Annotated in this window: 20 protein-coding genes; 16 read left to right on the forward strand and 4 right to left on the reverse strand. The window is 65.7% G+C overall.

The features are described from left to right. Positions 1 to 18: 18 nt before the first annotated feature. From ACXAGF_RS09305 to lipA, 3 genes are all read left to right on the forward strand, one after another. Positions 19 to 279: an HP1242/YdcH family protein gene (locus ACXAGF_RS09305; protein WP_475016353.1), complete on the forward strand. Its 261-nt coding sequence runs from the start codon at positions 19 to 21 to the stop codon at positions 277 to 279. 92 nt (positions 280 to 371) lie between these two features. Further along, positions 372 to 1,817: a dihydrolipoyl dehydrogenase gene (gene lpdA, locus ACXAGF_RS09310; RefSeq protein ID WP_475016355.1), complete on the forward strand. Its 1,446-nt coding sequence runs from the start codon at positions 372 to 374 to the stop codon at positions 1,815 to 1,817. A gap of 94 nt (positions 1,818 to 1,911) precedes the next feature. Next, entirely contained in the window at positions 1,912 to 2,880 is a 969-nt protein-coding gene (lipA, locus tag ACXAGF_RS09315; protein ID WP_475016356.1) for a lipoyl synthase, read from the forward strand. A gap of 82 nt (positions 2,881 to 2,962) precedes the next feature. On the opposite strand, the gene ACXAGF_RS09320 is transcribed toward lipA, so the two are convergent. Next, complete coding sequence (locus ACXAGF_RS09320) at positions 2,963 to 3,499, reverse strand: peroxiredoxin-like family protein (RefSeq protein ID WP_475016357.1); 537 nt, start codon at positions 3,497 to 3,499, stop codon at positions 2,963 to 2,965. Between the two features lie 91 nt (positions 3,500 to 3,590). On the opposite strand from ACXAGF_RS09320, the gene ACXAGF_RS09325 reads away from it, so the two are divergent. The 4 genes from ACXAGF_RS09325 to ACXAGF_RS09340 all read left to right on the forward strand — a co-directional run bounded on the left by ACXAGF_RS09325 (position 3,591) and on the right by ACXAGF_RS09340 (position 7,281). Continuing rightward, entirely contained in the window at positions 3,591 to 4,463 is an 873-nt protein-coding gene (locus ACXAGF_RS09325; protein ID WP_475016358.1) for a helix-turn-helix transcriptional regulator, read from the forward strand. A gap of 148 nt (positions 4,464 to 4,611) precedes the next feature. After that, entirely contained in the window at positions 4,612 to 5,220 is a 609-nt protein-coding gene (locus ACXAGF_RS09330; protein WP_475016361.1) for a P-loop NTPase family protein, read from the forward strand. A gap of 136 nt (positions 5,221 to 5,356) precedes the next feature. Then, positions 5,357 to 6,766, forward strand: a complete 1,410-nt coding sequence (locus ACXAGF_RS09335; RefSeq protein ID WP_475016363.1) for a pyridoxal phosphate-dependent decarboxylase family protein — start codon at positions 5,357 to 5,359, stop codon at positions 6,764 to 6,766. A 65-nt stretch (positions 6,767 to 6,831) separates the two neighbouring features. Next, complete coding sequence (locus tag ACXAGF_RS09340; protein WP_475016365.1) at positions 6,832 to 7,281, forward strand: type II toxin-antitoxin system RatA family toxin; 450 nt, start codon at positions 6,832 to 6,834, stop codon at positions 7,279 to 7,281. A 27-nt stretch (positions 7,282 to 7,308) separates the two neighbouring features. Here ACXAGF_RS09340 and ACXAGF_RS09345 read toward each other — a convergent pair whose 3' ends face one another. After that, positions 7,309 to 7,803 carry a CinA family protein gene (locus ACXAGF_RS09345; RefSeq protein WP_475019247.1) on the reverse strand — a complete coding sequence of 165 codons (495 nt, stop codon included), beginning with the start codon at positions 7,801 to 7,803 and terminating at the stop codon, positions 7,309 to 7,311. A gap of 2 nt (positions 7,804 to 7,805) precedes the next feature. Beyond that, entirely contained in the window at positions 7,806 to 9,020 is a 1,215-nt protein-coding gene (locus tag ACXAGF_RS09350; RefSeq protein WP_475016366.1) for a bifunctional 2-C-methyl-D-erythritol 4-phosphate cytidylyltransferase/2-C-methyl-D-erythritol 2,4-cyclodiphosphate synthase, read from the reverse strand. Positions 9,021 to 9,175: 155 nt separating this feature from the next. Here ACXAGF_RS09350 and dusB point away from each other — a divergent pair, with 155 nt between their 5' ends. The 9 genes from dusB to hflX all read left to right on the forward strand — a co-directional run bounded on the left by dusB (position 9,176) and on the right by hflX (position 20,639). Next, positions 9,176 to 10,198 carry a tRNA dihydrouridine synthase DusB gene (dusB, locus tag ACXAGF_RS09355; RefSeq protein ID WP_475016368.1) on the forward strand — a complete coding sequence of 341 codons (1,023 nt, stop codon included), beginning with the start codon at positions 9,176 to 9,178 and terminating at the stop codon, positions 10,196 to 10,198. Further along, positions 10,195 to 11,337, forward strand: coding sequence for a two-component system sensor histidine kinase NtrB (locus tag ACXAGF_RS09360; protein WP_475016370.1), 1,143 nt, complete (start codon positions 10,195 to 10,197; stop codon positions 11,335 to 11,337). The genes dusB and ACXAGF_RS09360 overlap by 4 nt, the downstream gene beginning before the upstream one ends. Positions 11,338 to 11,340: 3 nt before the next feature. Continuing rightward, positions 11,341 to 12,795 (forward strand): nitrogen regulation protein NR(I), encoded by a 1,455-nt coding sequence (gene ntrC / locus ACXAGF_RS09365; protein WP_475016372.1) that lies wholly within the window; start codon positions 11,341 to 11,343, stop codon positions 12,793 to 12,795. 188 nt (positions 12,796 to 12,983) lie between these two features. After that, positions 12,984 to 15,257 carry a sensor histidine kinase NtrY-like gene (locus ACXAGF_RS09370; RefSeq protein ID WP_475016374.1) on the forward strand — a complete coding sequence of 758 codons (2,274 nt, stop codon included), beginning with the start codon at positions 12,984 to 12,986 and terminating at the stop codon, positions 15,255 to 15,257. Next, positions 15,247 to 16,611, forward strand: coding sequence for a nitrogen assimilation response regulator NtrX (gene ntrX, locus ACXAGF_RS09375; RefSeq protein ID WP_475016376.1), 1,365 nt, complete (start codon positions 15,247 to 15,249; stop codon positions 16,609 to 16,611). The genes ACXAGF_RS09370 and ntrX overlap by 11 nt, the downstream gene beginning before the upstream one ends. A 29-nt stretch (positions 16,612 to 16,640) precedes the next feature. Next, positions 16,641 to 18,017, forward strand: coding sequence for a Trk system potassium transporter TrkA (gene trkA, locus ACXAGF_RS09380; RefSeq protein WP_475016378.1), 1,377 nt, complete (start codon positions 16,641 to 16,643; stop codon positions 18,015 to 18,017). A 17-nt stretch (positions 18,018 to 18,034) separates the two neighbouring features. After that, positions 18,035 to 18,898: a D-amino-acid transaminase gene (locus tag ACXAGF_RS09385; protein ID WP_475016381.1), complete on the forward strand. Its 864-nt coding sequence runs from the start codon at positions 18,035 to 18,037 to the stop codon at positions 18,896 to 18,898. A 101-nt stretch (positions 18,899 to 18,999) separates the two neighbouring features. Further along, the gene (gene hfq, locus ACXAGF_RS09390) at positions 19,000 to 19,242 is read left to right on the forward strand and encodes an RNA chaperone Hfq (protein WP_475016383.1); all 243 of its coding nucleotides are present in this window, start codon (positions 19,000 to 19,002) and stop codon (positions 19,240 to 19,242) included. A gap of 44 nt (positions 19,243 to 19,286) precedes the next feature. Beyond that, positions 19,287 to 20,639, forward strand: a complete 1,353-nt coding sequence (hflX, locus tag ACXAGF_RS09395) for a GTPase HflX (protein ID WP_475016385.1) — start codon at positions 19,287 to 19,289, stop codon at positions 20,637 to 20,639. A 9-nt stretch (positions 20,640 to 20,648) separates the two neighbouring features. Here the strand turns inward: hflX and mazG are convergent, their stop codons facing one another. Beyond that, complete coding sequence (gene mazG, locus ACXAGF_RS09400; protein ID WP_475016387.1) at positions 20,649 to 21,494, reverse strand: nucleoside triphosphate pyrophosphohydrolase; 846 nt, start codon at positions 21,492 to 21,494, stop codon at positions 20,649 to 20,651. Positions 21,495 to 21,512: the final 18 nt, after the last annotated feature.

Consider the following 21,512-nt stretch of genomic DNA (forward strand, 5'->3'; position numbering starts at 1 on the left):
CAGCAAGGAGATGCAGCCATGTCGAACACCCCGCACCAACTGGCAGAAGAATTTCCGCAGCTTGTCGGCCGGATCCGGCAACTGCGGGAGACCGATGGACACTTCCGCCGCATCAGCAACGAGTACGATGCGGTCAACCGGGCGATCCATCGGGCCGAGACGGACATCGAGCCGGCGGACGACTTTCGCATGGCGGACATGCGCAAAGAGCGGATGCGGCTCAAGGACGAAATCTACGGGATGCTGACACGGTCGGAGACGGTCGGGCAGCAACCGTAAAGGGGACGGAAACGGCTTCCGCTCCTTTCCAACGAGACGGTGCCCCGCCTTTCGGGCGTGCCGACAAAAGATGAAGAGGAGTGGAAGCGCTCATGTCGAATGCCTACGACGTCATTGTCATCGGTTCGGGTCCGGGCGGCTACATCGCTGCCATCCGTGCCGCCCAGCTCGGCCTCAAGACCGCGATCGTCGAGCGCGAGCATCTGGCCGGCATCTGCTCGAACTGGGGCTGTATCCCGACCAAGGCGCTGCTGCGCTCTGCGGAGGTCTATCATCACGCCAAGCACCCGGGCGACTACGGCATCAAGATCGACGGCACCGTCACGCCCGACCTGAAGGCGATCGTTGCCCGCTCGCGCGGCATCGCCCAGCGCATGAACGGTGGCGTCGGCTTCTTGATGAAGAAGAACAAGGTCGACATCATCTGGGGCGAGGCGAAGCTGACCAAGCCCGGCGAGGTGGTGGTGTCGAAGCCGGCGAAGAAGCCGGTCGAGCCGCAGGCGCCGCTGCCGAAGACGGTGCTGCCCGAGGGCACCTACACCGCCAAGCACGTTATCATCGCCACTGGCGCACGCCCGCGCGCGCTGCCGGGCATCGAGCCGGACGGCAAGCTGATCTGGACCTATTTCGAGGCGATGAAGCCCGAGGAGATGCCGAAGGCGCTGCTGGTGATGGGCTCGGGCGCGATCGGGATCGAATTTGCCTCCTTCTACCGCACCCTCGGCGTCGAGGTGACCGTGGTCGAACTGCTGCCGCAGGTGATGCCGGTCGAGGACGCCGAGATTTCCGCACTCGCCAAGAAGCAGTTCGAAAAGCAGGGCATGAAGATCCATCTGGACGCCAAGGTGACCAAGGTGGAGAAGGGCGCCAACTCGATCACCGCCCATGTCGAGATGAAGGGCGGCAAGGTCGAGAAGATCACGGCCGACCGATTGATCTCCGCCGTCGGCGTGCAGGCCAATGTCGAGAACATCGGGCTCGAGGCGCTCGGCGTGAAGACCGATCGCGGCTTCATCGCCATCGACGGCTACGGGCGGACGAACGTCCCCGGCGTCTATGCGATCGGTGACGTCGCCGGTCCGCCGATGCTGGCGCACAAGGCCGAGCACGAGGCCGTGATCTGCGTCGAGAAGATTGCCGGGCTCCCCAACGTCCACCCGATGGACAAGCTCAAGGTCCCGGGCTGCACCTACTGCCATCCGCAGGTTGCCTCCGTCGGCCTCACCGAAGCCAGGGCCAAGGAGACGGGACGCGACATCCGCGTCGGCCGCTTCCCCTTCGTCGCCAACGGCAAGGCGATCGCGCTCGGCGAGGACCAGGGCATGGTCAAGACGATCTTCGACAAGAGGACCGGCGAACTGCTCGGCGCCCACATGGTCGGCGCGGAGGTCACCGAACTGATCCAGGGCTTCGTCGTGGCGATGAACCTGGAGACAACCGAGGAAGAACTGATTCACACCATCTTCCCGCATCCGACGATCTCGGAGACGATGAAGGAAAGCGTGCTCGACGCCTATGGGCGCGCGCTGAACGCCTGATTGCGGGCTTGATTACCACCCGCTCCGGCCCCTATATCGGGCCGGAGCGAAAGACCGGCGAGGGCGTGGCGCCCGACGAAGTGGAAACGGCAGCATGGTCACCATTCTTGACAGGACCAATCCCGAGGAAAAGCGCGTCCGGCACCCGGAGAAGGCGCATCGGCCCGACACCGAGGTGTTGCGCAAGCCGGAGTGGATCCGCGTCAAGGCCCCGGTGTCGAAAGGCTACCAGGAGACCCGTTCGATCGTGAAGGAGCACAAGCTCGTCACGGTCTGCGAGGAAGCGGGCTGCCCCAACATCGGCGAGTGCTGGGACAAGAAGCACGCCACCTTCATGATCATGGGCGAGATCTGCACCCGCGCCTGCGCCTTTTGCAACGTCGCCACCGGCAAGCCGAATGCGCTCGACCTGGACGAGCCGGAGAATGTTGCCAAGGCGGTCCGGCAGATGGGCCTGTCGCATGTGGTGATCACCTCTGTCGACCGTGACGATCTGGACGATGGCGGCGCGGAACATTTCGAGAAGGTGATCTCCGCCATTCGCGCGGCCTCGCCGGAAACGACGATCGAGATCCTGACGCCAGACTTCCTCAAGAAGCCCGGTGCGCTGGAGCGCGTCGTCGCCGCTAAGCCCGACGTCTTCAACCACAACATGGAGACCGTGGCCGGCAATTATCTAACGGTTCGTCCGGGTGCGCGCTACTTCCACTCCATCCGCCTGCTGCAGCGGGTCAAGGAGCTCGATCCGACCATGTTTACCAAGTCCGGCATCATGGTCGGGCTCGGCGAGGAGCGCAACGAGGTGCTGCAGCTGATGGACGACCTGCGCACCGCGGACGTGGATTTCCTGACCATAGGCCAGTATCTGCAGCCGACCCGCAAGCACCACAAGATCGAGAAGTTCGTCACCCCCGACGAGTTCAAGTCCTACGAGACGGTCGCCTATGCCAAGGGCTTCCTGATGGTTTCGGCCAGCCCGCTGACCCGTTCCTCGCACCATGCCGGTGACGACTTCGCCCGGCTGAGGGCGGCGCGCGAGAAGAAGCTGCTGGCCGCCGACTAGCGGCCCCCAGACCCAACCGCCGTTGACAATGGCGCGACCGCACCGGCGGTGTCCGGCGCGGTCGCTTTCGTTTGGCAGACGGTCAGACCGCGCCCGTGTGCTCACCGCGCGCCGGATAGTCGTTCTTGCGGACGAAGTCGAGCGCGCCGACCATCTCCTGGAAATGCGGCCGGACGAACGGCATCGTCTGGACGGAGGCGAAATAAAGCGTGCCGTCCGAGCGGACGAGGAAGACGCCCGGCTCGGAAAACAGCGCCGGCTCCTCGATCCCGATCGAGGTTACACCGCGGCTGGTAGAGATGAACAACCCCCAGTTCCGCGCCTCGGCGAGCGGCAGGCTGTGGGCGAAACGGAGTTCCTTGGCGCCAATCTTCGTCGCCATTTCCGCGGCGCGCTCTTCGTTGTCCGAAGACACGGCGATCGTGGTCACGCCCTTTGCCGCGAACTCCGGCGTCAGCCGTTCAAGCTCCTTCAGATAGGTCGCGCAAATCGGGCAGTGCAACCCGCGATAGAAAACGACGAGCGTGGCGAACTCGGGCTTCTCGTCCGTCAGGCTGAAGCTTCCGCCGCCGACGAGGGGCAGGGTCAGTGATAGAACGGGTTGGCGTGGTACCAGCATGGATGCCTCCAAAGGTCATTGAGTCGGATGAGAAAGAGTCATACTGTATCAACGGATACCGTTCGTACGAAAAACGTGATGGAGAGTACAAATGTCGCAAGGTCGGTTGGACCGACTGTCGGCGCTGATCGGGCGCTTCGGCATCGAGGCGTCGGTCGTCGGCGACCTTGGGGCAGGGGAGCTTGATCCGGCGCGGGCTCCGAACCTGTTTGCAGCGCGCAACGGTCTTCCGGCAATCGCCACGGCCGCCATCGACGGCAAGGGATGCCGGCTTGTGTATTTCCCCAACGGCACGCCGGAGGAAGTCTGGGCGGTGTTGCGCACCGATGCAGAAGCCGGCCTGCTGATGGCCCGGGTCGACATCGGCGGGGGTGTGAATCCGATTGCGGAGGCCTTGCCGGTGGCGATCGGCGCACCCGGCGACGAAGGATGCGCCGACACCGAGGCGATTGCCGACGTCCTCGCCCTCGTTCTGGACGAACACGAGCAGCCGCGATGCGGCGGCGTTCCGCTGATCGGACGGCTGGTCGAGGTTCTGGTCATTCGCCTGTTGCGCCAGGAGATTGCACGCGGCGCCGCCGAGATCGGCATGCTGGGCGGGCTGGCCCATGCGGGTCTTGCGGCCGCAATGGTCGCCATGCACGAGGAGCCGCAGCGCGAGTGGGGGCTGGAGGATCTGGCCGGTCTTGCCGGCATGTCGAGGACCCATTTCGCCAATAGCTTCCGGTCCGTCGTCGGTGTCACGCCGATCGCCTATCTGGCGTCCTGGCGCCTGACGATCGCCCGGATCGAGCTGAACCGCGGCCTCCCGGTCAAGGTGGTGGCACGGCGGGTCGGCTACGGCAGCGCAGCGGCGCTGTCGCGGGCCTATTCGCGCCATTACGGCCATGCCCCGCGTCTGCAGAAGCCAGCGGCGGCCGAACGGTTTGCTGGCCGTACGGATGGCGGTCGGCCGCACACCTGAAACTGGCTGCGCCTAGGCCCAGCCGGGGGCGACGACCAGCCGTCTCGCCAAAGTTCGAGCCAACACGCGCACCGCGAATGGACAATTGCGCCGTGATGGTCTAGATGCGCCGTCCGGTTGTCGACGGTGACCGGTTCATTGGGGGGCAATGGTGAACGTCATTTCGGTCGATGAGGCCGCCGTCCGCCTGGGAGCGGCGGAGCGGGTGCTGGTGATCGGATGCTCGGGCAGCGGCAAGAGCACGCTGTCTTTGCGGATCGCGCAGCTCTGTGGGCTGCCCTATGTCTCGATGGACCGCGAATTCTTCTGGCTGTCAGGCTGGACGCCGCGCCCGCGCGCCGAGGCGCTCGCACGCCTCGAGGAACGCATCGTGGCCGCGCGCTGGATCATGGACGGCACGAGCCCGGGCACGTTGCCGCTGCGGCTCGCCTCCGCGCAACTGCTCCTGTGGCTCCGCCCGCCGCGTTGGCTGTCGGTATACGGCGTGCTCACGCGCTGGCTGCGCTATCGCGGCCAGTGCCGGCCGGAGATGGCCGACGGCTGTCCCGAGCGGATCAGCCGGCAGTTCCTGTCCTATGTCTGGAACTTCGAGCGGACCGAAAGTCCACAGATCGAGCAGATGCTGGTCGGGCACGGCGGCGACACGCCTGTGGTGGTGCTGCGGTCGCGCCGGGATGCCCGGCGTCTGGTGGCGGTTCTGGCGCAGCACCAGCCCATGGACGGCAAGAAAGGAAAAACCGGCGTCGCGGCGGAATAGCCGGTGATTGCAGAGGACAGCGGCTGCGTTTGCGGCCATGCCCTTTGCCTTCCCGCGTCCGAGATTGTCGGCAGTCACCCGCAGGCGTAGGCTTGCCGCTGTCGCCATGCGGGCGATGTCCTTGAGGGAGGCGCATATGGATATCGGAGCGCTGTTCCGGCAGGCGGCGGACGAGGCCGCGCGGTTTCGTATCTCCGTTCCGGAGCGGCCGCATCGTCCGGCACAGGACTATGCCGCGTCGCTGGAGGCGTTCGAGGAGCCGCTGCCCGAGGCGGGTAGCGAGGCCGAGGCCGTCCTGCGGGACCTGGTGGCGGGCGCGGAACCCGGCCTGAGCCTGATGACGGGGCCGCGCTTTTTCGGCTGGGTGATCGGTGGCTCTCATCCGGCCGCCGTCGCGGCCGACATGCTGACCTCCGCATGGGGACAGAACACCGGAAACCACGTCGCTTCGCCCGCGGCCTCGGCGGTTGAGACGGTGTGCGCCCGCTGGCTGCTGGAACTGCTCGACCTGCCGCGCGAAAGTTCGGTCGGCTTTGTCACCGGCGCGACGATCGCCAACTTTGCCTGCCTTGCGGCAGCACGCGGAGAGGTTTTGCGGCATTGCGGCTGGGATGCCGACGCGCAGGGGCTTTTCGGGGCCCCGCCGGTCACCGTGCTGATTGGGGACGACGCCCACACCACCGTGTTTTCTGCCCTGCAGTTCCTTGGCCTCGGCCATGACCGCGTGGTCAGGATCGAAACCGACGAGGCGGGCCGAATCCGGCCGGACGCGTTCGTCGCCGCAGCAGCGGCCGTTGCGGGTCCGGCGATCGCCGTCCTCCAGGCCGGCCAGATCAACACCGGCGCCTTCGACGATTTTGCCGCCCTCGTTCCGGTGGCGAAGGCCAAGGGCGCCTGGGTCCACGTCGACGGCGCCTTCGGCCTCTGGGCGCGCGCCTGCCCGGCCAGGCATGAGCTGGCGGCGGGCGTCGAACTGGCCGACAGCTGGGCGACCGACGGGCACAAATGGCTGCAGACTCCCTACGACAGCGGCTATGCCATCGTGCGCGACGAACTCGCCCACCGCCGGGCGATGACGATCGCCGCGAGTTACCTGCCGCTGGCGCAGGCAGGGGAACGCGACCCGTCCCACTACGTGCCGGAGCTGTCGCGCCGCGCCCGTGGTTTTGCCACGTGGGCGATGATCAGGCATCTCGGCCGGGCCGGGATCGCCGAATTGGTGCAGCGCAACTGCCACGCCACAGCCGAGATGGCCCGCATGCTGGCGGCCCGCGACGGGATCCGCGTGCTGAATGCGGTCGAGCTCAACCAGGTCATCCTGCGGTTCGGGGATGGGCTCCCGCCGGAAGCGGGGGACCGGATGACGCAGGAGGTGATCGCGCTGCTGCAACGGGAGGGGCGCCTCTTCGTCGGCGGCGCCCAGTGGCGGGGCCGTCATGTGATGCGGATTTCCGTATCCAACTACCAGACCGACGCGGACCAGGCGGAGCAGGCTGCGGAAGCGATCCTCTCGGCCTATGCCCGGGTGGCCTCCGGAATGGCTTGAGGCGCACCTCCGCAGGTCCGAATTCCGCCCTTGTTTCTCTCCTCCGGTTTCAATATCTGGTCCTTATGCCGAAGTTCGAGACGCACCACGCGGTTCCGCATACCCCCGAGCAGATGTACGCGCTCGTCGCCGACGTGGAGCGTTATCCCGAGTTCCTGCCGCTGTGCGAGGGGCTGGTCGTCAGGTCGCGCAAGGAGCGTGACGGCAAGGAGTTGCTGCTTGCCGACATGACCGTCGGGTTCAAGGCGGTCCGCGAGACCTTCACCACGCAGGTTTTGTTGAACCATGCGGCCTACGCGATCGACGTGAAATACATCGACGGCCCCTTCCGCTACCTCGACAACCGCTGGCGTTTCGAGCCGCTGGACGATCACCGCTGCAACGTCCATTTCTTCATCGACTACGAGTTCAAGAGCCGCATTCTCGGCGCGCTCATGGGGTCGATGTTCGATCGCGCCTTCCACATGTTCACGGAAGCCTTCGAGACGCGGGCGGACGTGATCTACCGCGCCTGACCAGCGGCGGTCGCTGGAACCTCGGGGCTATTGACCGCCCATCTCCGCCAGCATTGACAGCGCGGTCCGCACGGTGGCGAGCCGGATCTGGTCGCGCCCGACATCGCCATAGCGCATTTCCTGGTGCCGGACCTGTCCGTCGCGGCGGGCGGCGGCCAGATGCACGAGCCCGACCGGTTTTTCCGCCGAGCCGCCGCCGGGACCGGCAATGCCGGTCACCGCGATGCTCACCTCGGCATCGGAGCCTTTCAGCGCTCCCCGCGCCATTTCCACCGCGGTCTCGGCCGAGACCGCGCCGTGCCTGGAAAGCGTGGCGGCCGAGACTTTCAGCAACTCCACCTTGGCGCCATTGGAATAGGTGACGAAGCCGCGGTCCAGCACGTTCGAAGAGCCCGGGATCTCCGTCAGTGCGGCGGCGACCAGCCCGCCGGTGCAGGATTCGGCCGTAGCTGCCGTCAGCCCCCGCGCCGTCCAATCCTCCACCAGCGCGCGGGCTGCCGCTTCGATGTCGCTGGGCCACATGGTCATGGTCTCTGCCTCCGATAGACGACGGTCGCCGTGGCGATCGCGGCAATGCCCTCCCGGCGGCCGACAAAGCCGATCTTTTCGTTCGTCGTCGCCTTGACCGAGCAGCGTTCCAGCGAAATGCCGAGCATGTCGGCGAGGTTCTGCCGCATCTCCTGCCGGCGCGGGCCGATCCTGGGTGCTTCCGCGATGAGGGAGACATCCGCGTTCATGATGGCTCCGCCGTGTTCACGCACGATCTTCGCCGCATGCGCGAGGAAGATGCGCGAGGGCGCGCCCTTCCACTGCGGATCGGAGGGCGGGAAGTGATCGCCGATGTCGCCGGCGCCGCAGGTCGCAAGCAGCGCATCGGTCAGTGCGTGCAGCGCGACGTCGGCGTCGGAGTGCCCGGACAGCCTCTGGTCATGCGGCAGGAAAACGCCGCAGAGGGTAACGCCGTCACCCTCGACCAACTGGTGGACGTCGTAGCCGTTGCCGGTGCGCACGTCGGGCAGGGCGGGTCCCAGGACGCGCTCGTCGGCCATGTCGATGTCCTTCTGCAGGGTCAGTTTCACGTTCTCGGCCGCGCCTTCGACCAGGCGAACGGGCACCCCGGCCCATTCGGCGATGGCCGCGTCGTCGGTAAAGTCTTCCCGCCCCGCGGCCGCGGCGCGGCGATGAGCGGCGAGGATGGTCTGGAAATCGAAGGCCTGCGGCGTCTGGGCGGCAAACAGGCCGGCACGCGCGACAGTCTCGCCGACATGGCCGTCCGGCCCGCTGCGCTTGAGCGTGTCCGCCACGGCGACGGCGGGCAGGACCGCCTTGTCGCCGGCCGCCAGCGCCGCCTCGATCCGCGCCAGCAGGTCCCGCCCGACAAAGGGCCGAACCGCATCCTGGATCAGCACATGGTCGATGCCGCTGCCCGCGAGCGCCTCGAGGCCGGCGAGTACGGATTTCTGGCGGGTGGCGCCGCCGACGACGGATCGGACGCGCTCTTTGCCGCCGCTCACCACGTCAAGCGCGGCGGAAAACAGCTCCGTGTCGTCGGGGTGGACCACCGCCACGATCGCCCGCGCCGGCGCCCAATTGACAAAGACGTCGAGCGTATGGGAGATCACCGGCAGGCCACCGATGCGGCGATACTGTTTTGGTCCGTCCGGGTGCGATCCGGCCCGTTCTCCGCGTCCGGCGGCAACGACGATCACGCCACAACTGGTCCGGTTCTTCTCGCCCATTCTGTCTTCAACCCCTGCAAGCCAAGCGCATTCCGGCCGGTTTAGACCCATCGCCGATCCAATTCCAGCGCGTTGCGGAATTTTGCTGCAGGCAACCGAAACGGCTTGGCAAGCCGCCCCGATCTGTCTAAAAATAGTGCACGAAAGTTGACTGCATGAAAGATAAGCAATTGCTTGTGAGGGACCTCTCGGCATCGTTGGCCATCGGCAGCCAGGTTCTACGCAACCGGGTGGTGCTGGCTCCCATGTCCGGCGTTACCGACCTGCCGTTCCGCGAGCTGGCCTGGCGCTTCGGCGCGGGCCTGGTGGTCACGGAAATGGTCGCGAGCCGCGAGCTGGCCGGCAACGCGCCCGAATCCTGGGCGCGGATCCGAAATCGCGGCATTCGCCCGCACATGGTCCAACTCGCCGGCCGCGATGCCCACTGGATGGCGGAGGCGGCCCGTGTGGCCGAGGCGAACGGCGCCGATATCATTGACATCAACATGGGTTGCCCGGCGAAGAAGGTGATCGGCGGCTATTCCGGCTCGGCGCTGATGCGCGAGCCGGACCATGCGTTGCGGCTGATCGAGGCGACGGTGGCGGCGGTCAAGGTGCCGGTGACGGTCAAGATGCGGCTCGGCTGGGACCATGACAGCCTGAACGCGCCCGACATTGCGGTGCGCGCCGAAGCGGCCGGTGTGCAGCTGATCACGGTGCATGGCCGTACGCGCATGCAGTTCTACGAGGGCAAGGCCGATTGGGATGCGATCCGGGCCGTACGCGAGCGCATCGGCGTGCCACTGATCGCCAATGGCGACGTCGACACCGCCGCGGATGCGGTCGAGATCCTGCAGCGTTCCGGCGCCGATGCGGTGATGGTCGGACGGGCGGCGCAGGGGCGCCCCTGGCATCCGGCGGTGCTGGCCGGAGCCTGCGCCGAACCGTGCGGGGCGGCGCTGGCGCGGCTCGCGGTCGAGCACTACCGGATGATGCTGGACTTCTACGGGGCGGTACCCGGCCTGCGCCACGCGCGCAAGCACGTCGGCTGGTATCTGGCACGGTTTGCGCCCGCGCTGGCGCCGGCGGAAAAGGCAGCCCTGATGACGTCGACCGATAGCGCATTCGTCGCCGAACGGCTGGAGGCCGCACTCAGCGACGGCGATCCATCCGCCTTGCGGAAAGAGAAGGCAGCATGACCAGCGCGGGAAGCGGCGAAAAAATCGACGGCAGCGGCCTGGCGATGGCCGTACTGAACGCGATCCAGCACCCCGTCATCCTCGTCAACGAGGCCGGGCACATCGCGTTCGCCAACTGGGAAGCCGAGTCATTCTTCGGCGCAAGCGCCAACCACCTGGCGCGCCATAACATCAATAATTTCATACCGTTCGGAAGCCCTCTTCTTACGTTGATCGAGCAGGTGCGCGAACGACGGGCTCCGGTCAACGAATACCGCGTGGATCTGAGTTCGCCGAGGCTCGGGGCGGAAAAGCTGGTGGATCTCTACGTGGCGCCGGTGACGAGCGCGCCCGGCTCCGTCGTCGTCGTGCTGCAGGAACGGACGATGGCCGACAAGATCGATCGCCAGCTCACCCATCGGGCCGCAGCCCGTTCGGTGACCGGTCTGGCGTCGATGCTGGCCCACGAGATCAAGAACCCGCTGTCGGGCATTCGCGGCGCGGCGCAGTTGCTGGAGAGTTCCGTGGTCGACGAGGATCGGGCGCTGACGCGGCTGATCTGCGACGAGACCGACCGCATCGTCTCGCTGGTCGATCGCATGGAGGTGTTCTCCGACGAGCGCCCCGTCGATCGGGTGCCGCTCAACATCCATTCCGTGCTCGACCATGTGAAGGCCGTGGCCGGCGCCGGCTTTGCCCGCAAGATCAAGATCACTGAACATTACGACCCGTCGCTGCCGCCGGTGTTCGCCAACCGCGACCAGTTGGTGCAGGTGTTTCTGAACCTGATCAAGAACGCGGCCGAGGCGGTCGGCGACAGGCCGGACGGCGAGATCATGCTGACGACGGCCTACCGCCCGGGCATTCGCCTGTCGGTGGCCGGCACGCGCGAGAAGGTGTCGTTGCCGCTCGAATTCTGCGTGCACGATAACGGGCCCGGCGTGCCCCCCGATCTGCTGCCGCATCTGTTCGACCCCTTCATCACCACCAAGACCAACGGATCCGGCCTGGGCCTGGCGCTGGTCGCCAAGATCATCGGCGGCCACGGCGGCATCATCGAATGCGACAGCCAGGGGCACCGCACCACCTTCCGCGTCCTGATGCCGGCCTCCAAGGGCCTGAGCGAGGACGACGACACCTCCCGAGAGCAGAGGAAATAGCAGATGACAGGCGCAACAGTCCTTGTTGCCGACGACGATGCGGCGATCAGAACCGTCCTGAACCAGGCGCTGAGCCGCGCGGGCTACGACGTCCGGATCACCTCCAACGCCGCCACGCTGTGGCGCTGGATCGCCGCCGGCGAAGGCGACATAGTGGTGACCGACGTGGTCATGCCGGACGAGAACGCCTTCGACCTGCTGCCGCGCATCAAGAAGGCGCGCCCGGACCTTCCCGTCCTCGTCATGAGTGCCCAGAATACCTTCATGACGGCGATCAAGGCATCGGAGCGGGGCGCCTATGACTACCTGCCGAAGCCCTTCGATCTCACCGAGCTGATCGCCATTGTCGGCCGGGCACTGTCGGAACCGAAGAAGAGGCCGGCCAAGCCGGATGACGACGCGCAGGACGGCATGCCGCTGGTCGGGCGTTCTGCGGCGATGCAGGAGATCTACCGGGTGCTGGCGCGCCTGATGCAGACCGACCTGACGCTGATGATCACCGGCGAATCCGGAACCGGCAAGGAGCTGGTGGCGCGGGCGCTGCACGACTACGGCAAGCGTCGCAGCGGACCCTTCGTCGCGATCAACATGGCCGCGATCCCGCGCGACCTGATCGAGTCCGAACTGTTCGGCCACGAGAAGGGCGCCTTCACCGGCGCGCAGAACCGATCCACCGGACGCTTCGAGCAGGCGGAGGGCGGAACCCTTTTCCTCGATGAGATCGGCGACATGCCGATGGATGCGCAGACGCGGCTGCTGCGCGTGCTCCAGCAGGGTGAGTACACCACCGTCGGCGGCCGCACGCCGATCCGCACCGACGTACGCATCGTCGCAGCCACGAACAAGGACCTGAAGCAGTCGATCAACCAGGGCCTGTTCCGCGAAGACCTGTACTACCGCCTGAACGTCGTGCCGCTGCGGCTGCCGCCGCTGCGCGACCGTGCCGAAGACATTCCCGACCTTGTCCGCCATTTCGTCCAGCAGGCGGAGAAGGAGGGCCTCGATGCCAAGCGGTTCGACCAGGAGGCGCTCGAGCTGATGAAGGCACATCCCTGGCCGGGCAATGTGCGCGAGTTGGAGAACGTGGTCCGACGCCTCACCGCGCTCTACCCGCAGGACGTGATTACCCGGGAGATCATCGAGACCGAACTGCGTGCCGACATTCCCGACAGCCCGATCGAGAAGACCGCACCCCGCAACGGCGCGCTTTCGATCTCGCAGGCGGTCGAGGAGAACATGCGGCAGTATTTTGCAAGCTTTGGCGACGGCCTGCCGCCGCCCGGGCTGTACGAGCGGGTTCTGGCCGAGATGGAGTATCCGCTGATTCTGGCCGCTCTCACCGCGACGCGCGGCAACCAGATCAAGGCCGCGGACCTTCTCGGCCTGAACCGAAACACGCTGCGCAAGAAAATCCGGGAACTGGGCGTAACCGTCTACCGCAGCTCCCGCCTGGCTTGACTTCACGGCAATCTGCGTTGCATTTTCGCCACAATGTGTTGCTTGGTGGTAACATATGCGTGGTGATGCCGGTGAGTCGTTTCCACCGCATCCAGGGGGGCGGGGAGGCCCGCTTCGTTTCCAGCTGCATCGGCATGGGGCGGGCGAGGGCGCCGGTCGGCCCCGGCCGGTCGAAGTGAGTGCATTTGATGAGCGAGAACGCAGCCCTGCCGAGGGGCGCAGAAGAAAGCAGCGGCAACGGTCGTGACCGCAGGGCGTCGTTCGCGTTCCCGGGGCTGCTGCTCGCCGGCGGGGCGCTGATTGCTGCGACGATCTCGCTCTTCATCCTGCTCGGCCTGACGCCGATCAAGCCGGAGACGAACGTCATCATTGCTTCGGTGGCGGTAAACGCGATCTTCGTCCTCGGCCTGATCCTCCTGATCGGCCGCGAGATCGCCCGGCTGCTGAAGGCCCGCTCCCGCGGGCGCGCCGCAGCCCGGCTGCATGTGCGCATCGTCGCGCTGTTCTCCATCGTCGCGATCACGCCGGCCATCCTGGTGGCGATCTTCGCCTCGATCACGCTCGACGTCGGGCTCGACCGGTGGTTCTCGATCCGGACGCAGTCGATCGTCAGCTCGTCGCTGAACGTGGCGCAGGCCTATGTGCTGGAGAATGCCAGCTACCTGCAGGGCCAGACCGTATCGATGTCGAACGACCTGGAGCGCAACCGCCAGCTCTACAGCCTCGATCGCACCGGCTTCACCGAGTTGATGACGCGGCAGGCGCGGGGACGCGGCATGCTCGGCGCGTTCCTGGTGCGCGGCGACGGTTCGCTGATCCTGAAAGCCAACATTCCGACCGACAAGCCGTTGCCGACCGTACCGGACGAGGCGCTCGAGGCCGCAGCGGCCGGGCAGCCGACGCTGATACCGCCGGGAACCACCAACCTCGTCGGCGCCGTCATCAAGATCGACAACATTCCGGACACCTATCTCTACACGATCCGAACGGTCGATCCCGAGGTGATCCGCTCGATGCGGATGATGGAGGACAACACGGCGGAGTACCGGGCGTTGGAGGCCGGTCGGGCATCGCTGCAGCTTGCCTTCGGCGTGCTCTATCTCGGCTTCGCCCTCATCGTGCTTCTGGCCGCGATCTGGACCGCGATCGCGGTCGCCGACCGGATCGTGCGACCGATCCGCCTGTTGATCGGCGCCGCCGATGCCGTCGCCTCCGGCAATCTCGATGTACACGTGCCGGTGAAGGGCGCTGACGGCGACGTCGGCAACCTGTCGCGCACCTTCAACAAGATGATCGCCGAGATCCGCGCGCAGCAGGGGCAGATCCTGGACGCCAAGGACGAGATGGATCATCGCCGCCGCTTTATCGAGGCCGTGCTGTCCGGCGTCACCGCCGCGGTGATCGGTGTCGAGGAAGGTGGGCGGCTGACGATCGCCAACTCGTCCGCCGAGCATCTGTTCGGCCGCAGCGCCGGTGCCCTCCTCGGTGCGCGCCTCCGCGACCTGGCGCCGGAAATCGACGTGGTGCTGCAGGAGGCTTCCCACCGCTATCGCAACGAGTATCGCCGCCAGGTGAACATCATGCGTGGCGGCACCGAGCGCACCCTCAACGTCCAGGTGACGCGCGAGGAGGCGAAGAGCACCAGCGAGTCCTACGTCATCACCATCGACGACATCACCGACCTCGTCATCGCACAGCGCTCGACGGCCTGGGCCGACGTCGCCCGCAGGATCGCCCACGAGATCAAGAACCCGCTGACGCCGATCCAGCTGTCGGCTGAGCGTATCCGGCGGCGTTACGGCAAGCAGATCGACCAGGAAGACCGCGCCGTTTTTGACCAGTGCACCGATACGATCGTGCGCCAGGTCGAAGACATCGGACGGATGGTCGACGAATTTTCCGCCTTTGCCCGAATGCCGAAGCCGACCAAGGACAAGTCCGATCTGCGGGCGGTGCTGAAGGACGCCGTGTTCCTGCGCGAGATGGGCAACACCCACGTCACCTTCCTGAAGGATTTCGAGGACGTGGCGCTGACCGGCCATTTCGACGCGCGCATGCTCGGCCAGGCCTTCGGCAACATCATCAAGAACGCCGTGGAGGCGATCGAAGCGTTGCCGGCGGAAGTGCAGCGCGAGGAGCGAAAGGTGCTGGTGCGGGCGCGGCGCGAGGAGACCAGCGGTCACTTCGTCGTGGACGTGATCGACAACGGCAAGGGTTTGCCGTCCGAGAACCGGCACCGGATTCTCGAACCCTACATGACGATGCGCGAGAAGGGCACCGGCCTCGGTCTCGCAATTGTGAAGAAGATCATCGAAGACCACGGCGGGCAGCTCGAGTTGCACGACGCGCCGGCGGACTTCGACAGCGGCCATGGGGCGATGATCCGCGTGATCCTGCCCGCCGACGACAACGTGGCCGCAGATGCGGATGAAGATGACAAGGAACTGACCCATGGCCTCTGATATTCTGGTTGTAGACGACGAAGAGGATATCCGTGAGATCGTATCGGGCATCCTCTCCGACGAGGGACACGAGACGCGGACAGCCTTTGACAGCGACAGCGCGCTGCAGGCGATCAGCGATCGTCTGCCGCGTCTCGTTTTCCTGGACATCTGGATGCAGGGAAGCAAGCTGGACGGGCTGGCTCTGCTCGACGAGATCAAGAGCCGGCATCCGGAGCTTCCGGTGGTGATGATTTCCGGCCACGGCAATATCGAGACGGCGGTCTCGGCGATCCGGCGGGGGGCCTATGACTTCATCGAGAAGCCGTTCAAGGCCGATCGGCTGATCCTGATTGCCGAGCGCGCGCTGGAGAACTCCAAGCTGAAGCGCGAGGTGACCGAACTGAAGCGCCGCTCGGGCGACGCCGTCGAACTGATCGGCACGTCGGTTGCCGTTTCCCAGTTGCGGCAGACGATCGACAAGGTCGCGCCGACCAACAGCCGCGTCATGATCCTCGGTCCCTCCGGCTCGGGCAAGGAACTGGTGGCGCGCATGATTCACCGCAAGTCGCTTCGCGCCAATGGCCCGTTCGTCGTGCTCAACGCCGCCGCGATCACGCCCGAACGGATGGAGATCGCGCTTTTCGGCACGGAGGGCGGCGCCGGACATCAGCGCAAGACCGGCGCGCTGGAGGAGGCCCATGGCGGTATCCTCTACCTCGACGAGATCGGCGAGATGCCGCGCGAGACGCAAAACAAGATCCTGCGCGTGCTCGTCGACCAGCAGTTCGAGCGCGTCGGCGGCTCCAAACGGGTGAAGGTCGACGTCCGCATCATCTCCTCCACCGCCTACAATCTCGAAAGCCTGATCGCCGAAGGGGCGTTCCGCGAGGATCTCTACCATCGCCTCGCCGTCGTGCCCGTCCGGGTACCTGCGCTGGCGGAGCGCCGCGAGGACATTCCCTTCCTGGTCGACATGTTCATGCGCCAGATCAGCGAGCATGCCGGGATCCGAGCCCGGAAGATCGGCGACGACGCGCTCGCGGTGCTGCAGGCGCACGACTGGCCCGGCAACATCCGGCAACTGCGCAACAACATTGAGCGATTGATGATCCTCGCCCGGAGCGACGGCCCGGACAGCCCGATCACCGCCGACATGCTGCCGACCGACGTCGGCGACATGCTGCCGAAGGTGTCCAACCAGGGCGACCACCACATCATGACGCTGCCGCTGCGGGAGGCGCGCGAGATGTTCGAGCGCGACTACCTGATGGCCCAGATCAACCGCTTCGGCGGCAACATTTCGCGCACCGCCGAATTCGTTGGCATGGAGCGCTCCGCTCTCCATCGCAAGCTGAAGTCGCTCGGCGTCTAGTCTGACGAAAACGCGGTGAAGGACATCACATGAAAGTCATTATCTGCGGCGCCGGGCGGGTCGGTTACGGCATCGCCGAGCGTCTGTCCCAGGAAGGCAACGACGTATCGGTGATCGATACGTCAGCCTCTCTCATTTCCGCGATCACCGAGACCCTCGACGTCAGCGGCGTCGTCGGCCATGGCGCCCATCCGGACGTGCTGGCGAAGGCCGGCGCCGACCAGGCCGAAATGATCATCGCGGTCACGCTGCACGACGAGATCAACATGATCGCCTGCCAGGTGGCCCATTCGCTGTTCAAGGTTCCAACGAAGATCGCCCGCATCCGGGCACAGAGCTACCTGGCGCCTGAGTACTCGAACCTGTTTTCCCGCGACGACGTGCCGATCGACGTGGCGATCTCGCCGGAAATCGAGGTCGGCAAGATGGTGCTGCGGCGGATTTCCTTCCCGGGTGCGACCGACATCGTCCGCTTTGCCGACGATCGCATCGTCATGCTGGCGATCGAATGCATGGAGGACTGCCCCGTCGTCAACACGCCGCTGCAGCAGTTGACCGAGTTGTTCCCGGACCTGATCGCGACGGTCACCGGCATCTACCGCGCCGGCAAGCTGTTCGTTCCACGCTCGGGCGACGAACTGCAGACCGGCGATCTGGCCTATGTGGTTTGCGAGCGCACCCACGTCCGGCGTACGCTCGCCCTGTTCGGCCATGAGGAGCAGGAGGCCGCGCGGATCGTCATCGCCGGCGGCGGCAACATCGGCTTCTTCGTCGCGAAGACCATCGAGGATTTCCAGCCTCGGACCCGTATCAAGATCATCGAGAACGATCGCGAGCGGGCGGTCCACATCGCGGACAAGCTGCGCAACGCCGTTGTCCTGCACGGCTCGGCGCTGGACCAGAAGCTGCTGCTTCAGGCCGACATCGAAGATGCCGACCTGGTCGTGGCGCTGACGAACAACGACCAGGTCAACATCCTCGGCAGCGTGATGGCGAAGAAGCTGGGCTGCAAGCAGAACCTGGTGCTCCTGAACGAACCGTCGTTCCAGGATTTCGCCAAGAGCCTCGGCATCGACGCCCACATCAACCCGCGCGCGGTGACGATTTCGGGGATTCTCCAGCACGTCCGAAAGGGCCGCATCCGCTCGGTTTACGCTGTCCAGCGCGGCTCGGCGGAGGTGATCGAGGCCGACGCGCTCGAGACCTCGCCGCTTGTCGGCATTCCCTTCCGCGAACTCGAGCTGCCGGACGGCATCCGAATCGGAGCGATTTATCGCGATGGCACCGTGCTGCGCCCCGACGGCGAGATGAAGATCAAGGCCAAGGACCGCGTGGTGTTGTTCGCCACCGGGGACGCTGTTCGTCATGTGCAGCAGCTCTTCCGCGTCAGCATCCAGTACTTCTAGGCACAGGACGGTTCCAGATGCCGCGTTACGCATATGTCAACGGCCGATATCTCCGTCATGCCGCAGCCGCCGTGCATGTGGAGGATCGCGGCTACCAGTTTGCCGATGGCGTCTACGAGGTTTGCGAGGTACGGCACGGCATGATTGTCGATTTGACCCGGCACCTGGACCGCCTCGACCGGTCGTTGCGCGAGATCCGGATCGATTGGCCGATGGCGCGTGCCGCGCTGATTGCGGTAATCCGCGAACTGCTGCGGCGCAACAAGGTCCGGAACGGCCTGTTCTATCTGCAGGTGACCCGCGGTGTCGCCCGCCGGGACCATGTCTTTCCGGCGGACGGAACGCCGCCGTCGATCGTGGTGACGGCGAAGCCGACCGATCCTGGCGTCATCGCCGCAAAGAATGCCAAGGGCATCAAGGCCATCACGGTACCGGAGAATCGCTGGGAGCGCGTGGACGTGAAGACGGTCGGCCTGCTTCCGAACGTGCTTGCGCGCCAGCTGGCGAAGGACAGGGGCGCGCAGGAGGCGATCTTCGTCGATGCCGGCGGCTGCGTGAAGGAGGGCGGGGCCACCAATGTCTGGATCGTCGACGGCGACGGCAGGCTTGCGACTCGCCCGGCAGACAGCGGCATTCTGCGCGGCATCACCCGGGCGACTTTGATGGATGTGGCCATGAAGCTCGGTCTCGAACTCAGCGAGCGGGCCTTCACCGTCGAGGAAATGCTTTGCGCCCGCGAGGTGTTCGTTTCGGCTGCGACGAGCATCTGTTTTCCGGTGGTCGAGATCGACGGAAAGCCCATCGCCAACGGCCATCCCGGCAGCGTGGCGCAGAAACTGCGCGAGGCTTTTTTCGACGTTGCGGAGAAGACTGCGATTTGATACCAAAAACGACGGAGAGGCATCTAAGCTCGAACTCTTCCGGGGTATTATCGTTTAGTCAACCGATCAACAGGATCGGCAATCAAGAAAGAAGCGGCGCAATGGCGGAACGTTCTCAGAATTTGCAGGACCTTTTCCTTAATACTGTTCGCAAGCAAAAAATTTCCCTCACGATCTTCTTGATTAACGGCGTCAAGCTGACCGGCGTCGTGACCTCGTTTGACAATTTCTGCGTGCTCCTGCGGCGGGATGGACATTCCCAGCTCGTGTATAAGCACGCGATCTCGACGATCATGCCCGGCCAGCCGTTGCAGATGTTCGAGAGCGAAGAAGGCGCCTCCTGACAAGGTCAAGGCTCATTAACAAGCGCGACACCACGCAGGACTCGATGGTCCCGGAGCCCGAACGGCGCCGCGATGATTCGCGTGCCGTGGTGATCGCGCCGGTCGTGAAGAAGGGACGGGCCGACACCAGCGGTCCGGCGGCGCGCTCGGACGAGGCGCGGCTTGCCGAGGCGAGCGGGCTGGCCCGGGCGATCGATCTCGATGTGGTCCATTCGGCGATCGTGCCGGTGACGCAGCCCAAGCCGGGCACGCTGCTTGGGGCCGGCAAGATCGAGGAAATCAAGGTTGCGCTCGATGAGAGCGACGCCGGGCTCGTGATCGTCGATCATCCGCTGACGCCGGTCCAGCAGCGCAACCTCGAGAAGGAATGGAACGCCAAGGTCATCGACCGGACCGGCCTGATTCTCGAGATCTTCGGCCGGCGCGCCTCGACCAAGGAGGGTACGCTGCAGGTCGAGCTCGCCCACCTCAACTACCAGAAGGGCCGGCTGGTCCGGAGCTGGACCCACCTGGAGCGGCAGCGCGGCGGCGCCGGTTTCATGGGTGGTCCCGGCGAAACCCAGATCGAGGCGGACAGGCGGCTGCTGCAGGAGCGGATCGTCCGGCTCGAGCGGGAACTGGAGCAGGTGCGCCGCACGCGTCAGCTGCATCGCTCCAAGCGCAAGAAGGTGCCGCATCCGATCGTCGCGCTGGTCGGCTACACCAATGCCGGCAAGTCGACGCTGTTCAACCGCATCACCGGGGCGGGCGTGCTGGCCGAGGACATGCTGTTTGCCACGCTCGATCCGACCTTGCGGCGGATGAAGCTGCCGCAGGGGCGCACTGTCATCCTCTCCGATACCGTCGGCTTCATCTCCGATCTCCCGACCCATCTCGTCGCCGCGTTCCGTGCGACGCTGGAGGAGGTGCTGGAGGCCGACCTGATCCTGCACGTGCGCGACATGTCGGACCCGGACAACGGCGCCCAGGCGGCTGACGTGCTGCGCATCCTCGCCGATCTCGGCATCGACGAGAAGGACGGCGCCGCGCGCATCCTGGAGGTCTGGAACAAGATCGACGACTTGCCACCGGCCGAGCGCGAAGCGCTCGTCCAGAAGGCGGTCTCGACGCCGAACACGATCGCGGTCTCGGCCCTGACCGGGGACGGGGTCGACCGGTTGCTCGACGAGGTCAATCGGCGGCTCTCGGGCGCGCTTGTTGACCGGGACGTCGTCATTCCCCTCGACAAGCTGCAGCTCCTGCCGTGGATCTACGACCACTCGATCGTCGACGGGCGCGAGGATCTGGAGGACGGCGCGGTGCGCATCGCGCTGCGGCTCACCGAGACCGAAGCCGCTGAACTCGACCGCCGGCTCGGACGCGGCGAGAAGCGGCCGCTGGAAGACTGGGAAGTCTAGGACGCGGTATCAGCGCGGTCCCGGCTCGACCTGGCGTTCGATCGCCTTCGCTGCCTGCCACAGCGCCTCCATCCGCTCCAGCGTGGCGGCTTCCAGGGTTTCGCCGCGGGCGGCAAGCTCCATCTCGATGTGGGCAAAGCGACGCCGGAACTTCGCGTTCGTGCCGCGCAACGCCATTTCCGGATCGGTCTCGGTGTGGCGGCCGATGTTGACGACGGCGAAGATGAGGTCGCCCAGTTCGTCGGCCACCTTCTTTCGGTCGCCGTTGCGGAGCGCTTCCCGCAATTCCGTCACTTCCTCCTCGATCTTGTCGAGGATCGGTTCAGGCTCGGACCAGTCGAAGCCGACCTTGGCGGCCCGTTCCTGGAGCTTGAGGGCTTCCACGAGGGCAGGGAAGGAACGCTGCACCGATCCGAGGAATCCTTTTTCCGCTTCAGGGGGCAGGCCCCGGTGCGCGCGTCGCTCCAGCCGCTCACGCTTTTCCGTCTGCTTGATCGCGTCCCACTGGACCTTGACAGCCTCGGGCGTGTCGGCGTCGGAACGGTCGAACACGTGGGGATGGCGGCGGATCATCTTGCGGGTAACTGCCTCGACCACGTCGGCGAAGGCAAACTCGCCGGCTTCCTCCGCCATGCGCGCATGGAAGACCACCTGCAGAAGCAGGTCGCCGAGTTCGTCGCACAGGTCGTGCATGTCGCCGCGCTCGATGGCATCGGCGACCTCATAGGCCTCCTCGATCGTATAGGGCTTGATGGTCTCGAACGTCTGCACGATGTCCCAGGGGCAACCGGTCTCGGGCTGGCGCAGCGCCTCCATGATGACGATAAGGCCTTGGATGTCGCGGGACGGCTTCATGCTTCTTCTCCGACTGCC

Source organism: Mycoplana sp. ABR4_002 (assembly GCF_056159645.1).